Genomic DNA, 14,901 nt, shown 5'->3' on the forward strand with positions numbered 1-14,901 from the left:
AAGGGAAAAGCAAACGCGAGAGAGCTCATGGCACTCGTGGACGTTGACGAGCGCATCCCACAGAGGGCGCGTAGCGCCCTTTCAATCCTTGTCGATCAGATCGAAGACCTTGAGCTACACATTGAAAGCTACGAGAAGATGATCCTTGCAACTGCCAAAGACAATGAAGTGTGTCGGCGTCTCATGAAGGTGGCGGGCGTCGACCCATTTGCCGCCTCCGCCCTGGCGGCGTCTGTCGACCATCCACAACAGTTCGCTTCGGCAAGGCATTTCGCTGCCTGGCTTGGATTAGTACCGAAGCAGCATTCGACCGGGGGTAAGGAGCGTTTGGGTGGTATCAGTAAGCGCGGCGACGGCTACATTCGCAAATTGCTGACATCGCGTCCGTATCCATTAGGTGTAAGCGCGAATTTCTACGCACCTTTTGCTGTTGAGTGCTCTGATGCATGAGGTGTCGACCAAAATAGGTGGACACCAAGTGATGGAAGAAGATGAGCAGAAACCGCGGGTGAGGCTTGTCTGTCGGAACGGGCGCCGCCGATACGACCCCGCATTCGCGGCCTGCCTTGAGCCTGGCGTGTCGGTATCAAGGCTTGCGCTCGAACATGGGGCCAATGCGAACCTTCTTCGGAAGTGGATCAAGAAGCGCGCGGAGACCCAATCCCTCCCGCCGTCCTCACCGCCGGCGTTCATCCCGGTTCAGATTGAAAGTGCTGCCGATCGGGCCCTGTCGCGACAGAGTAGTATGGCTGCGGTGGATTTGCCGGCGACCCGTGATGAAGTGCGTGGGTCGGAACCCAAAAGGGCTGCATGTTTTCCCTCTCCAGCCAAGATGAGCGCGTCGCTGCCAAACGGCGTGAAGTTGACGCTGGATTGCGGTGATGTGGATGCGTTGGCAGCCGTAATCGGAGCGCTGTGTCATGTTCACACTGGTCGCTGACCTGCAAGTCTATCTGCACCGCGAGCCGATCGACTTCCGAGCCGGCATCAACAGCCTTGCGGTTCTGGTGCAGGAGACGATGGCGCTCGATCCGTTTGCTCCGGCGGTTTTTGCGTTCTGCAATCGCCGTTGCGACCGGATGAAGCTGCTGTCTTCGATCGGTCGGGCTTTGTGCTGGTCCGGAAGCGGCTGACCGAGGACAGGTTCAGGTGGCCGCGCCGGGAGGCTACGGTCGTCCAGCTTACGACCGAGCAATTGCACTGGATTCTCGACGGCATCGATATTGACGCAATGGTCCGCCATCCAGTGCGGCAATATCAGGTCGCAGGCTGACGGCTCCCGAATTGTGCGGTTGACGCGGCGACATGCTTTCGATTCAAGAATCTGATGAATCGACCCGGCGAACTGACTGTTGAAGAGTTGATGGCGCGCATTGCTGCGCTGCAGGCGGAGAACCGTCAACTCGCCGAACGGGTCGTTAAACTTGAGGAAGAGTTGGCCCTTGCGCGGCTGTATCGTTTTGCGCCGAAGGGCGAGAAGCACATTGACCGCCTCTTCAATGAAGCCGAACAGGCCGCGGATAAGGACGACGCCGACAGCGAAGATGGCGATGTCGTTGTCCTGCCGGACACGGGCTTGCCGGCGAGCGAAGGGGCGACGGGAAAGAAGCGCGGCCGCAAGGCCTTGCCGGAAAACCTGCCGCGCGAGCGTGTCGAGTATGACCTTCCCGACGCCCAGAAGGCTTGTCCTTGCTGCCGTCACCAGATGCATCGCATGGGCGAGACCGTTACCGAGCAACTTCATATCGAGGTGAAGGCGAAGGTCCTGCAGAATGTGCGGTTCAAATATGCCTGCCGTCATTGCGACCGCACCGGGATCAACACGCCGGTCGTGATCGCGCCAATACCCACGCAACCTTTGCCAGGCAGCATCGCTACGGCCTCGACGCTGGCTTTCGCGCTCGTTCATAAGTATGTCGACGGCACACCGCTCTACCGCCTGGCGCAGGCATTCGAGCGCGCCGGCGTTCGTGTCAGCCGAGGCGCTCTGGGCCACTGGGTGATCGGCTCGAGCGAAAAACATCTCTCCCGCATCTATGACGCGCTGAAGCTACGGCTCAGATCGCAGCCCCTCATCCATGGTGACGAGACCACGGTCCAGGTGCTGAAGGAAATGGACAGAGAGGCCGCCAGCACGTCAATATGTGGGCTTACCGGAGCGGCGAGGACAGTGACGAGCCGATCGTGCTGCTCGAATATCAGCCGGGCCGCGGCCAGATACACCCGCAGGCTTCCTCGGCGATTACCGCGGGATATTGATGAGCGATGGCTACACTGGCGGGGGCCACCCATCTTTGGATGCATGGCCCATTCCAAGCGGCGCTTCGTCGACGCACTCAAAGCGAGAAAAAAGGGTGGCGGGCCGCCGGAACAGGCGCTCCGGTTCTTCGAACAGCTCTACCGGGTTGAAAGGCAGGCGCGGGACGAAATACCGGAGAAGGGTGAAACACAGGCCGAATGCATTCGCCGCTTCCGCCAGCAACATAGTGTCCCCATCCTCAATGCTCTCAAGGTATGGCTCACTGAAATCGCCCCGAAGGTCTTGCCTGACAGCAAGCTCGGCGACGCTGTGTCCTACACACTGAACCAGTGGGATTATCTGACGCGCTACACCGGGGACGGCAGCATGCCGATCGACAATAATCTTCTGGAGCGCGACATCAGGGTTTTTGCAACTGGCAGCAAGAGTTGGTTGTTCAGCGATACCGTCGACGGAGCCAAGGCCAGCGCCATCGTCTAAGCTTAGTGCTGACCTGCCGCGCTTGTGGCGTTGAGCCGTTAGCGTGGTTGCGCCACGTCCTTACGGAACTGCCTCAGCGCCCCGAGAACGCAGCTATCGACGATCTCCTGCCCTTCAACTTCCTCGACGCCGCCGCAGCCTGACCCGATCCGTCCGTCTGAAAGCGATCAGCTGTTGCAAGGGCCGCCAACGTGCGGGAAAATGAGCGCTTACCCTTGACGGGATAAATGTATGTTGTCCCCCAGCATTGAAGCAATGCGGCGGCTGCCGACTCCTTCGCAGACCACTGCGCGTTCGGCATTGAGTTCTTCCTTGCGAACCTCGTTTCCAGTGTACGACCACATCGTCTCGGTCGGACCGCATGCCGCAGACCTCTGCATCAAAGACGAAGCGTACGCCTCCTCGCTCGCAAGCCGCAGCGAGGCCGCGCGTGAACTTGTGAATGTCGCCGGTTGAGTCAGACGGGGTAAAGAAGCCACCATAATACTGATCGCGCAGAGCTGGCTCTATTGTAAGCATCTCAGAAGGCGTCACGGGACGGCGATCCAATCCGCCCTTGAGCAGCAACTGATTCACGCGAGAGGCCGCATCGAACTCGGGTTTGCTCGAATAAACGTGCAAAATTCCTCGCCGCTCCAAGTCGAAATCGATGCTCTCCTGATCGGCTAGCTCAAAAAGATGCTTGCGAGCGGCTATCGCTAGCTTCGTCGTTTCGATCGTGTTGTGCTGGCGGTAGTTTCGAATCTGGCTTACGAACTCTGCCAGCCAAGTATAGCTGTGAAAACTGGGGCTTGGGTTCAGCAACAATGGTGCATCTTTGCGCAGCAGCCACCTCAAGCCTTTTACGATCGTTGCGACGTTATTTCCAGACCTCCGCATTGCTTGCCGATAATTGGCCGCCGTTCGCAAACGAAGTGTCCATCGCCGGATAGCGCTGGCGATCAAAGACTGTAACCGAATAGCCGCGGCGGGCCAGGGCATGGGCAGTTGTAACTCCGGTGATACCGGACCCGATTATGATGATCGTGCTCATCGTATGCTCCAAGACAGGATTGAACGAACGGTGAATGGCTTCGCCATGTCTCCGTCCCCAAATCTGTCCGTGCACCTGAGAGCTTTGTCCGCGATCGTCGTGGATCACGGTCCCCTTCGGTGGGGGCTGACCGACACCTCTCTCCAGATCGTCCTCGGTGTGCGGTCATGGGCCTGAGAGTTCCTTGGGGAGTTGCTCCGTCGGCGGTGATACGCCTTTGCAGGCTTATCGCGCTCTCCCGCACACAATCATCAGACACGATAACACTCTCAGTCGTACTCACTACCTGTCAAGCCGCGATGAATCGTCGGACCCAAAATCGGCGGCGTAAGCGACAACTCGATGTTTGCCCTAGCTCCCCACCCAGCTTAGCAGGTGGTTTGTTGCCTAGTACTATGCTGATCTCGCTTTTTTGATGATTGCATTCGCTGGATGTCCCATTGGTTTCCAGCGAGCTATCGGCAGCCAGCGCAGAAATACTGCGTGATCCTCAAAAGAACGCACAAGGTTTGCGTGGCGACGCTCTAATAAATCTGCGGTGGTGTAGGACCCTACAAAGCTGTGCTTGGCATGCATCTCTTTCAAAGTCGAGCCAAAATGGAGGCCTGCACGCCTGACGCGGTCGCTCTGCTCGATGAGGGGCTCTTCACGCCACTTGCGTCGACGCCTCTGGCTTATGGCGGCAGGATTCGCTCTTGTTCGTCGCGCGGGCAGGTTAAGTTCGCTGCTGGTCCGGCGATCCGCTGCCTCGATTTTCAATTCGCTCGATTTCAGGCGGTCGCTGATTACCGCATCGGCAGCTTCGAGCAAGGCTTCAAATAGCCCGGCGTTCGCATCGAAGCACGACCCGATTAGGATCGTATCTTCCCCCCGAAGGTAGTTGGAAAGCCTGTTTTCAAGCGCTCGGTGAACGGAGAGCGTTCCGCAACTGAATCGCACGGACAACATTCCAAAGCCTGCCGTTCGAGACCTGTATGCGCGGCTCGCACCAGGGCCGGGTGATTGGCCAGACCGAGATAATTGTTGGCGCACATGTTCAGGAGCTCGCGCTCGCCAAGTGCGCGCAGGTGTATATGCGTCGACTGAGGCGAGGCGATCTCTTGCTCGACTTTCTGGAGCTTTCGATGTCACGAAGTCGCTGACCAATTTGCGAGCGCATGGTTCATTTCCGATCATGGTTAAATGATAGCAGTCGACCATGCGGGATCCGCGTGCTTTGGCAAAGAAAGATCTGTAAGCTGGAGGGTGATGGGCCCGACCTGGCCTTTGGAGATCGTCGTGTCGTCGATGCGCGTCACTGGCACAATGCCGCCGGCAGTAGAGGTAATGAACACCTCGTCAGCCTTCTTGATATCGTCACGACTGATGTCAGCAGCAGTGGCGGCGAGGCCAATCTCAGCACAAAGATCGAACACGGTCCGACGCGCAATACCCGGTAACACGCCAAGAGCCGGCGTTCTCAACGATCCGTCCTTTACCAACACGTTGAAGCCTGGACCCTCGGCGATATGCCCGTTCGTATCTAGGATCAGCGCCGTCTCGTCGTAGGCATCGAAAAGACCCTTTACGAGATCAAGCCCATGATAGTTCTTGATCGTGGGATCGACTGAACCCGGCGGGATGCGGACACTCTCGCTAATCGCGACGCGCAAACCTCTTTCCAGTTGTTCCTTTTGGCAACTGAACCATAAGCTACCGCAAACGCGATAAACCGGTTCTCTGCAAGGTGGGGATCGCGGCTGAATGTCGGCGATGAACCGCGCGTGCAGATCATCTCAACGTAAGCCGATTTATGACCCGACAATAGCGACACACTGCTTGGGGATCGAAGCAATTGTCTCGCGATTGTAGGGCAGCTTCATTCGAAGACGTTCGACGCCTGCCGGAAATCGGTCAAGGTGCAGATCCAACCGAAAAACCGGCCGTTCCACACGTGCACGTTTTCGTAGGTCGCGTCCGAGTGGAGGAGACCCCAATCGAGCACAGAGATCTTGGCCTCGGACATCGGAAGGTACTGCCCATCCATGAAGGCGACCCCATGAGGGTAGCGCCGTTGACCGATGTGATGCTGATCGATTGCCGAAAGCGGGGGTGAGGGCTCTTTCATCGGAGTCATTGGAAATAGGAGGGATTGAGACAAGGAATAAGTTCTTGCTTTGGGACAAAAGGATCGCGGACATGGTGCTCCATCAAGATGTCGAGGATCGGCACGGCCGGCCCACTGAACCTGGTCACGTTGGATGTTAGAAGCCCAACGAGCCGCATTCCTCGGATCTGGCATCTCGCCTAGTCTAAATTCTCCGTCCGAAACGTGAAGCTTTCGTACAAAAGGAACGCGGCCAGGCGGCGAGCTCTTCGCATTTCGGCTCTGGCGCCCTCAGCATAGAAGGAAATTCGCGGCTCCGAATCTGGTTGATATCGGGCAATTTCGCATGTCGGTGTCGGGTGCATTCGAAGCGACCGCAGGCGCTTTGACGCCGCACCCTTCGTTGACACAGTGAGGCCGCACTGCGTTGAGCGTTTCTTCGATACTGCTCCGTATTCGATCAGGAGGTGACCTCGTTCGAGGACATGGCTTAGGCCGCACTAAGCGCGTACGCATAGAGCCCGCTATCCTCACCGACTCAATGTCCTTCATGCACAGCTCTGGATCTCGCTGATGCGAATTCGGCACCGCGCCGCCTTGCGCGCCCGTGCGCTCATCGGCCACTAGAGCTAGATGACAGTCGCGTTGTGAAGCCAACCAGCAATAGAGCTGGAATGGGGATAGTGGGGGAGGGAGCTTTGGCGCCTTTCTTCGATCACCGTTGGATAGGAAGAGGTAATGCTTCAAGGCTTGACGGGGAGACGCAGGATTTCTGCTTATCAGCCACTATATTATTTATTTTCTGCATGCAGAACCGGTACTGTTTATTCAGATGTGTCGTTTGCGTGGCATAGCGGTGAAATGGCTCAAATGTGTTCATGCCTGCATGGTCATAGGTGCTGTCCTCCCGGTCGAGCGAAGGTCGCATGTGGTGCTGATCCGGAGCGGCGGTCGGCCGTTGTGGGCTGCGGGGGCGTCCTTATGAAGTTCGCGAGGGGCGTTATGCTGAGGGTGATCTCGATGCAACGTCTCTGATCGAGGCCCACCTTCTTCAAGGTTTGGCAGTGCTCCGCAATCACAATTGTGGCAGTTCGAACTAGCGTTAGACACGGGAAGATTCAATGGATCTCGCATTCACAGAAGAAGAGCGGCGCTTTCGCGAAGAAGTGCGGCAGGACTTGCGTGAAAACATGTTGCCGGAGATACCACGCAAATTAGCCGAAGGCCGTCGGTTGTCGAAAGACGAGAGGGCTGCGGGAGCGCGTATCCTCAATCGGAAGGGTGTCCCGACTTGGCCTAAAGAATATGGAGGAGCGGGGTGGACTCCCTTGCAGCAGTATATTTTCGCAGAAGAGGTGCGAGCTCTTCCCGCGCGGTTTAAGTTCGGATACGGCGAGTCTTTGGTTGGTCCCGTCATCTATACCTTCGGCAATGAGGCGCAGAAGAAATACTATCTGCCGCGTATTGCCGACGCTGAGGACTGGTGGTGCCAAGGCTTCTCTGAGCCGGGCGCGGGCTCCGATCTCGCTTCACTCAGGACACGAGCAGTGCGTGATGGCAGTCACTATGTCGTCAATGGCCAGAAGATCTGGACCACGTGGGCGCAGTACGCCGACTGCATCTTTTGCTTGGTCAGGACCGATCCTGATGTGAAAAAACAGCAAGGGATTTCTTTTCTTTTGATCGACATGAAGACGCCAGGCGTCAGTGTGCGTCCGATACAGCTAATCGACGGCGGTCACGAAGTTAACGAGGTGTTTTTTGACAACGTCCGTGTTCCGGTTGAGAATCTCGTCGGAGAAGAGAATAAGGGGTGGGACTATGCCAAGTTTCTTCTCGGCAACGAACGCTTCGCAGACGCCGGCGTAGCCATTTCCGAGGAGCGTATCCTGTGCGCCAAGAGACTTGCTGCGCAGTGTCACGTCGGCGCTGAGCGACTAATCGATCAAGCCACATTCCGCGAGAAAGCCGCCGCCGTCGAGGTCCAACTAAAGGCGTTCGAACTAACGCAGCTTCGCGTGGTAACTAATGCATCGAAGCAGGAGAAGGCCACGCAGGACCCTGCAAGCTCCATCCTTAAGCTCCGAGGCTCGGAAATCGAGCAGGCGGCCGCAGAACTCTTGGTGGATGTGGCCGGACCTTATGTGCTCCCCTATTTCTCAGAAGAGGAACTCGAGAGTGACAACGGGCCACCGATTGGCCTCGAGTGGATCGCGAGGGCCGCGCCCACATATTTCGGCAGCCGCGCGGCGTCGATCTATTCGGGCTCCAACGAGATTCAGAAGAACATCATAGCAAAGGCGATCCTCGGCCTCTAATGCCTCGATGGCCCGCTGGGCGGCCCCAGTTTAGGAGAATATCACGTTGAACTTTGATCTTTCGGAGGAGCAGCGGCTTCTCAGAGAAAGTGTCGCGCGGCTGCTGCTCGACGGTTACGGCTTCGAGAACCGCCGCATTTATCAGGCGGAGGAGCGGGGATATAGTGAAGCGATGTGGTCACGCTATGCCGAACTCGGGCTTCTTGCGTTGCCCTTCGCTCAAGAATATGGCGGCTTCGGCGGCAGCGCGGTGGATACCATGATCGTTATGGAGGCCTTCGGCGAGGCGCTGATTCTCGAACCCTATTTCGCGACCATTGTCCTTGCCGGCGGCATCCTGCGGCACGGAGCGACTGAGGCGCAAAAGGCGAAGATTATCCCCGCGATCGCGGAGGGCCGAATGAAATTGGCCTTCGCTTATGCTGAGCCGCAGTCGCGCTACGACCTTTTCTACACTAAGACGGGGGCGAAAAAGGACGGAGACAGATGGATCCTTAACGGCACGAAAGCCCTTGTTCTCCACGGTGGCTCGGCCGATAAGATCATCATATCCGCGCGAACAGCCGGGGATACGCGGGACGAGGATGGGATCGGCCTGTTCCTCGTCAACGCCGATGCGCCGGGTCTCTCGCGCCGCGGCTATCCGACACAAGACGGTTTGCGCGCGGTAGAGATCAAGCTCGAGGACGTGCACGTTGAGGCAGCCAATGTCATTGGCGACCCGGAAAGGGCTTTCCCAGTCATTTCGCGAGTGGCTGACGAGGCGATTGCAGCAATTTGCGCAGAAGCCGTCGGCTCCTTTGCCAAAATGCACACCATCACTCTCGAATATCTCAAGACGCGCGAGCAGTTCGGTAGAAAGATTGGCACATTCCAGGTGTTGCAGCATCGGGCGGTCGACATGTTTGTGGAGCTGGAGCAGTCCCGCTCGATGGCAATGTATGCCGCAATAATGGCAAGCGAAGTCAAGGCGACCGAACGCGAGCGCGCCATTTCGGCGGCAAAGGTCCAGATCGGGCGCTCGGCGAGGGCGATCGGCCATCAGTCGATCCAACTCCACGGTGGCATCGGCATGACCATGGAGTACGGCGTTGGTCACTATTTCAAGCATGTGACCATGTTAGATGCCTCGTTTGGGAACACAGACTTTCATTTAAGGCGACTTGCCGCTCTCGGAGGGCTCCTCAGTGAGCCGATGAATTGAAGGGCAAAAATTAAGGCGCCGGTGTGAGTAAACTCGTCAAGCCGGCACATCGTGTTCCAGTTGAGACTTCACTGGGCAACCGTCCTGCGGGCGTGAGCAGTTTGGATATGAATCCGGTGATCAATTTGATCGCAGGATCCCAGTGACCTCGCCCTCTCTGGGGGGTTGCTGTTTGACGCAATTCACCGCAGAAGTCGGCGATGGATCGCCGTTGGAGCCCCAGCGCGATCTTGGCTATATGAATCTAGGACCCGATCGATGCATAAGTTGGAACGCCTTCTACGTCCGAAATCTATCGCCGTATTCGGAGGTCGACAGGCCGCATCTGTTGTTGCGCAATCCATTAAGATAGGGTTTGGCGGCCAGATCTGGCCGGTGCACCCCACCAAAGGTGAGATTGCCGGCCGAAAGGCCTACCGTTCAGTGGCCGATCTGCCCGGTGCGCCCGACGCCGCTTTCGTCGGCGTGAACCGGCATCTCACTGTAGACGTGATCTCAGCCCTCGCCGAGCGCGGCGCTGGGGGCGCCGTCTGCTATGCTTCCGGTTTTCTCGAAGTCGGAGCCTACGACCAGGAAGGCGAACGGCTGCAGAGCGAGGTGGTCAAGGCTGCCAAGGGCATGCCGATGCTTGGTCCGAACTGCTACGGTCTGATCAACTATGCCGATGGTGCACTTTTGTGGCCTGACCAGCATGGTGGCGTCAGGCTGGCCGAAGGAAGCCGTGGCGTCGCTATTATCACGCAGTCTTCAAGCATCGCCATCAGCATGACGATGCAGAAGCGCGGCTTACCGATCGCTTTTCTGATGACCGCCGGCAATCAGGCGCAGATCGGTCTCTCCGAGATCGCCCTTGGTTTGATTGAGGACGATCGCGTCACCACACTCGGGCTCCACATCGAGGCCTTCGATTCCGTACCCGGTTTCGAAAGGCTTGCGGCGCGTGCGAGAGAGTTGAAGAAGCCGATCATCGCTATGAAAGTCGGCCGTTCCGAGCAAGCGCGTCAGGCAACCTTATCGCATACCGCTTCGCTTGCTGGCTCAGACGTCGCTTCCGGCGCATTCCTGAAGCGGCTTGGTATCGCCCGCGTCGAATCGATTCCCGCATTCATCGAGGCGCTGAAGCTTTTGCACGTAACCGGACCGTTGCCTGGCCCCCGCCTCTCCTCGGTCAGTTGCTCGGGTGGCGAAGCGTCGGTCATGGCGGACAGTGCGGAAGGGCGCCTCGTACATTTTCCCCGCCTGACCGACGAGCACCGCACCAGTGTCAAATCGACGCTTGGGCCGCTGGTTGCGGTGGCCAACCCGCTCGACTACCACACCTTCATCTGGAACAACGAGCCGGCGCTGACCGAAACCTTCACGGCAATGGTTTCGGGTGGCCTTGATCTCAACATGATGGTGCTCGACTTCCCGCGCCCCGACCGCTGCTCGAACACCACCTATTGGCCGAATATACGCGCATTCGAAGCGGCGCTGAAGGCCAACAAGGCCCGGGGCGCGATTGTCTCGTCACTGCCGGAGAACATGCCTGAAGAGTACATCCCCGGAATCATTGAGCGTGGCATAGCACCTCTACAAGGGATTTCGGAAGCGATGCAAGCTGCCGAGGCAGGCGCTTTCATTGGCGCCGCGTGGTCGGGGCCGCGGGCGGAGCCAATCGACACCGCGGCTGCAGGTAGGCTTGGCGGCGATCGCCTAGTACTTGAGGAGGCCGAAGCCAAGGAAATGCTGCTCAAAGCTGGGCTGCCGGTGCCGAAGGGCGAGCGCGCCGGCAATGCGGAAGAGGCAGTGATCGTATCCACGGGGCTCGGAGTTCCTGTAGCACTGAAGGCGCTAGGCGTCGCGCACAAATCGGAAGTTGGTGCGGTGCGGCTGAATCTCTGCGACGCCGAGTCAGTTAGTGCCGCCGCGCATGATCTGCTCGCGCTCGGGGCCGGCCTCTACGTCGAACGTATGGTGCGTGACGGCATCGCCGAACTAATCGTCGGCTTCGTCCGCGACCCGATGTTCGGCACAGTAATGACGCTGGGCACCGGCGGCGTACTGGTTGAGTTGTTCCGCGACACGGTAACCCTGATGCTGCCGGCAACACGCGACGATATAGCAGCAGCGCTGCGCGGACTAAAACTCTATCCGCTGCTGGAAGGCTATCGCGGGCGGCCGAAGGCGGATGTACCGGCAGCCATCGATGCCATTTCAGGCGTCGCAACATTTGTTCAGCAGAATTCCCGCGAGATCGACGAACTAGACATTAACCCGCTGATTGTCTGTACAGAAGGCAAGGGCGCCTGGATTGCAGACGCGCTGCTGGTGCTTGGAGAAAAGTAAAACTCTGGTGCTTGGGGAAATGGAGAAAATCAGAATGGTTGGCGTCATCACCACCCGCCGCGAAGGCGCAATCCTAGAGGTCACGCTGGATCGGCCGAAGGCCAATGCCATAGATAACAAAACGTCCCGGCTTATGGGCGACACATTCAAGGCGTTTCGAGACGATCCCGAGCTGCGCGTCGCGATTGTCAAGACGGCCGGTGACAAATTCTTCTGCGCAGGTTGGGATCTCAAATCGGCAGCAGCTACGGACGAACTCGGCAACAACGACTACGGCGTCGGCGGGTTTGGTGGATTGCAGGAGCTGCGCGGCCTCAATAAACCGGTGATTGCCTGCGTTAACGGCATGGCAGTCGGCGGTGGCTTCGAACTTGCGCTCTCCTGCGACCTGATCTACGCGGCCGACCATTCTGCCTTCGCGCTCCCGGAAATTCGCGCCGGCGTGCTGGCCGACGCGGCAAGCATTAAGTTGCCGAAGCGCATTCCTTACCACATCGCCATGGAACTGCTGCTCACCGGTCGCTGGATGGATGTCGCAGAGGCACATCACTGGGGTATCGTCAATGAGGTGCTGCCTAAGGAAAAGCTAGAAGAGCGCGTTTGGGAGATTGCGCGACTACTCGCCAGCGGACCGCCGCTCGTATTTGCCGCGATCAAGGAGACGGTACGCGTAGCGGAGGTCCTCACGTTCCAAGACGCCATGAATAGGATTTCTCGTCGCCAACTCGCGAGTGTCGAAGCCCTCCATTGCTCGGAGGATAGGCTGGAGGGACCACGGGCTTTCGCCGAAAAGCGCGATCCGGTCTGGAAGGGGAGATAGCGCAGTTGGCCTAGAGTGATGCGATCAATGCACGGCGCGTGATGCCGGCTGTTAGACACAGCAGTGCGTGAGCTCGACCAGCTTGCTGTCCGTCGAAAACGTGTTGAACTGCCCGTTGGCCGTCGACGCTTCCTTGCACGTTGTGCTGCAGGTGATCGTCTCCGATCGCGCACGGCCGGTGCCGCCTCCGCCGCATCGTCCGCGCAAGCCGGCCGCTGACTTCCCCGCCAACTCTTCCCGTGGCGGAATCGGGCCCGGTGAGTGGCAGGCTCTGGATCCCAGGCGCGTACCACGTTCCGTCGAGCTTGTGATTTGAGAGTTCCGCATTGATGCTGCCAACTCAAGTGTGCGCTTCCGGTGGGCGCCGCCTTGTCTGACGCGCGACATTGCGCAGCGCGAACAGCTGAGGCTGGTGAAGAGCGAAGTGACCGCCAGCCCTGCTGGAAATCGAGCGGCTAAAGCTGATGCCAGCCAAGTCACGACGAGAACGGTTCGGATAATCTTCTGAACGCGGCAAGCTGCTGGTCGAGCAGCTCGAACTCGCATCGGGGATCTTGAAGAGACCCGGGTGGAGCAGGATACCAAGGTCTACTTCGCGGTGCCGGAAGCCGCCAAACAGCAGCGCGCGCAAATTCCGCGGTCGCCGCGACGTCCGCTGCCGGACAATCTGCCGATCGAACGCGTCGTCGAAGCCGCGCCTTGCGTAGGCGGCAAGTGCGGCAGCGAGTGACTGCACAAGCTCGGCGAGGTAGTCTTGAAACCCCTGGAGTGCATGCCGCGGTGCCGGAAGATAAGCATGTCCGCGAAGTTCTCCCGCCGAGATCGCGAAGCGATCACAGAGGCTCCGGCGTCGTCCCATCCGATCCCGCGAGGCTTTGCCGTGCTGAGCCTGCTGGCAATTCGAATTCCTGCTGCATCAGCCGTTGAACGGGCAGAGTAAGACCTGTGTCCGCGAAAGGATCTAAATTGACGTCTCGAAACTGGCAATCCGGTCGGCGCCTGCGTGGTAGCACTCGAACCCATTTTTTAGGCCATCCGTTCCATCTTATGAGAGCGGAACCAATCCACGCCGACGATACGACGGTGCGTATCCCGTCCGGTGAAGCTTTCAATTACCCATAACTTTGACCGCTCGGGCGGATCCGCTGATCGGCGAAATCTTGAGTCGAAAGAATCACTTGTGATTCCTTGCTGAGCACCTGATTCGCGAGGGGGTGCTCTATGGGGCTGACATTAAGGGATCGATCTTCAAAAGGCTGTTTGCGATCGTTGGAAAGTGGATGTCGGATTGATCGAGAGAGTAGTTGGTGCGAGTTTAGGGACTCGCGGCTCGGCGGCAGATTCCGCAAACTGCTCAAGCAGATTGGAAGCGCCATCGGACAAAGCATTCCGCTCGTCTGCCTAGGATTGGGCGAATACCAAGGCAGCCTACCGCTTCTTCTCTAATACCGGGTCAGCGAAGCTGACATTCTGGCCGGCCATTTTCAATCGACACGTGATCGTGCCGCCGCAGCTGAAGGTACGTTCTTGTTCTGCACGACACAGCCGAGTTCAGCTATCAACGCGAGAAGTCAGAAGCGATCGGCATCACCAAGAGCATAAACAGTGGACGGGATAAGGCGGGTCGCCTTAGATCGCACACGGTTTGCGGCATCCTGATGCATTCGAGCCTCGCGGTTACAATCGAGGGTGTGCCGCTGGGGTTGGCGGCCGCTAAGTTCTGGACCCGGAAGAAACTCAAGGAGACAGCAGCGCTTAAAGAGAAGATCAATCCGACCTGGAATCTCATCGAGAACGGAAAGCGGCAGGTGGTTGGAGAATCTCAAGCAGTCTAGCAACTCTTGGATCATCCGGGACGATGCATCCATATCGGTGATCGCGAGAGTGACATCTACGAGCTTTTCTGCGCAGCGCAGGAGATCGGAACTCATTTCCTGATCAGGACCTGCGTCGACCGCTTGGCTGGACATGGGGATTACACGATCGCCGACGAAATGGACGAGGTCGCCGTCAAAGGGCTCCATCGCATCGAAGTCCGAGACAGAAACGGCGATCCCGACCAGGCCGTTCTTGAGATCAGGTATCGCAAGATTCGTGTGCTGCCGCCGATCGGAAAGCAGAAGCGCTATCCCGCTCTGACCCTGACGGTGATCCATGCCGAAGAGCGCGGGACCCCGAAAAACAGAAAGAAGATTGATTGGAAGCTGATCACCGACCTGCATGTTGGTTCCCGCACCGACGCCATTGAGAAGCTCGAATGGTATGGTTTGAGATGGAAGGTCGAGGTGTTCCACAGTACGCCTCCGATGGGGGCCGTCTTGCGTGAGGGTTGGTAATTCGCGAAGCGTGTGACCTTAAGTCTAGCTTTAAGG

Annotated in this window: 12 protein-coding genes, 3 pseudogenes and 2 riboswitches; of the genes and pseudogenes, 12 read left to right on the plus strand and 3 right to left on the minus strand. The window is 58.1% G+C overall.

Features of this window, described 5'->3' with window-relative positions; genetic code table 11:
* From AC0L3B_RS37105 to tnpC, 4 genes and pseudogenes are all read left to right on the plus strand, one after another.
* On the plus strand, positions 1 to 450 hold a 450-nt coding region (locus AC0L3B_RS37105), incomplete at its 5' end, for a transposase (protein ID WP_473382394.1).
* A 31-nt stretch (positions 451 to 481) separates the two neighbouring features.
* Entirely contained in the window at positions 482 to 940 is a 459-nt protein-coding gene (gene tnpA / locus AC0L3B_RS37110; RefSeq protein ID WP_473382420.1) for an IS66-like element accessory protein TnpA, read from the plus strand.
* Positions 921 to 1,273, plus strand: a pseudogene (tnpB, locus tag AC0L3B_RS37115) (IS66 family insertion sequence element accessory protein TnpB). The gene tnpA and the pseudogene tnpB overlap by 20 nt, the downstream one beginning before the upstream one ends.
* A 54-nt stretch (positions 1,274 to 1,327) precedes the next feature.
* Positions 1,328 to 2,883, plus strand: a pseudogene (gene tnpC / locus AC0L3B_RS37120) (IS66 family transposase).
* 68 nt (positions 2,884 to 2,951) lie between these two features.
* On the opposite strand, the pseudogene AC0L3B_RS37125 reads toward tnpC, so the two are convergent.
* From AC0L3B_RS37125 to AC0L3B_RS37135, 3 genes and pseudogenes are all read right to left on the minus strand, one after another.
* Positions 2,952 to 3,773: pseudogene (locus AC0L3B_RS37125) on the minus strand (FAD-dependent oxidoreductase); the annotation flags it as partial.
* Positions 3,774 to 3,834: 61 nt separating this feature from the next.
* A riboswitch (glycine riboswitch) is annotated at positions 3,835 to 3,922 on the minus strand.
* A 3-nt stretch (positions 3,923 to 3,925) separates the two neighbouring features.
* A riboswitch (glycine riboswitch) is annotated at positions 3,926 to 4,024 on the minus strand.
* Between the two features lie 142 nt (positions 4,025 to 4,166).
* Positions 4,167 to 4,721: a hypothetical protein gene (locus AC0L3B_RS37130; protein WP_473382397.1), complete on the minus strand. Its 555-nt coding sequence runs from the start codon at positions 4,719 to 4,721 to the stop codon at positions 4,167 to 4,169.
* Between the two features lie 230 nt (positions 4,722 to 4,951).
* The gene (locus AC0L3B_RS37135) at positions 4,952 to 5,425 is read right to left on the minus strand and encodes an aminotransferase class IV (RefSeq protein WP_473382400.1); all 474 of its coding nucleotides are present in this window, start codon (positions 5,423 to 5,425) and stop codon (positions 4,952 to 4,954) included.
* A 1,555-nt stretch (positions 5,426 to 6,980) separates the two neighbouring features.
* On the opposite strand from AC0L3B_RS37135, the gene AC0L3B_RS37140 reads away from it, so the two are divergent.
* From AC0L3B_RS37140 to AC0L3B_RS37175, 8 genes are all read left to right on the plus strand, one after another.
* Positions 6,981 to 8,177: an acyl-CoA dehydrogenase family protein gene (locus AC0L3B_RS37140; RefSeq protein ID WP_473382403.1), complete on the plus strand. Its 1,197-nt coding sequence runs from the start codon at positions 6,981 to 6,983 to the stop codon at positions 8,175 to 8,177.
* A gap of 46 nt (positions 8,178 to 8,223) precedes the next feature.
* On the plus strand, positions 8,224 to 9,381 hold the full coding sequence (locus AC0L3B_RS37145) for an acyl-CoA dehydrogenase family protein (RefSeq protein WP_473382405.1): 1,158 nt from the start codon (positions 8,224 to 8,226) through the stop codon (positions 9,379 to 9,381).
* A 258-nt stretch (positions 9,382 to 9,639) separates the two neighbouring features.
* Positions 9,640 to 11,709, plus strand: a complete 2,070-nt coding sequence (locus AC0L3B_RS37150; RefSeq protein WP_473382408.1) for an acetate--CoA ligase family protein — start codon at positions 9,640 to 9,642, stop codon at positions 11,707 to 11,709.
* 34 nt (positions 11,710 to 11,743) lie between these two features.
* A complete protein-coding gene (locus AC0L3B_RS37155) occupies positions 11,744 to 12,529 on the plus strand; it encodes a carnitinyl-CoA dehydratase (RefSeq protein WP_473382423.1) in 786 nt (261 codons plus the stop codon).
* Positions 12,530 to 13,097: 568 nt separating this feature from the next.
* Entirely contained in the window at positions 13,098 to 13,259 is a 162-nt protein-coding gene (locus AC0L3B_RS37160) for a hypothetical protein (protein ID WP_473382410.1), read from the plus strand.
* Between the two features lie 491 nt (positions 13,260 to 13,750).
* Positions 13,751 to 13,975: a transposase DNA-binding-containing protein gene (locus tag AC0L3B_RS37165; protein ID WP_473382413.1), complete on the plus strand. Its 225-nt coding sequence runs from the start codon at positions 13,751 to 13,753 to the stop codon at positions 13,973 to 13,975.
* A 212-nt stretch (positions 13,976 to 14,187) separates the two neighbouring features.
* Positions 14,188 to 14,364: a hypothetical protein gene (locus tag AC0L3B_RS37170; protein ID WP_473382416.1), complete on the plus strand. Its 177-nt coding sequence runs from the start codon at positions 14,188 to 14,190 to the stop codon at positions 14,362 to 14,364.
* Positions 14,365 to 14,370: 6 nt separating this feature from the next.
* The gene (locus tag AC0L3B_RS37175) at positions 14,371 to 14,865 is read left to right on the plus strand and encodes a hypothetical protein (RefSeq protein WP_473382418.1); all 495 of its coding nucleotides are present in this window, start codon (positions 14,371 to 14,373) and stop codon (positions 14,863 to 14,865) included.
* Positions 14,866 to 14,901 lie beyond the last annotated feature (36 nt).

The organism is Bradyrhizobium sp. Kon56 (genome assembly GCF_055807635.1).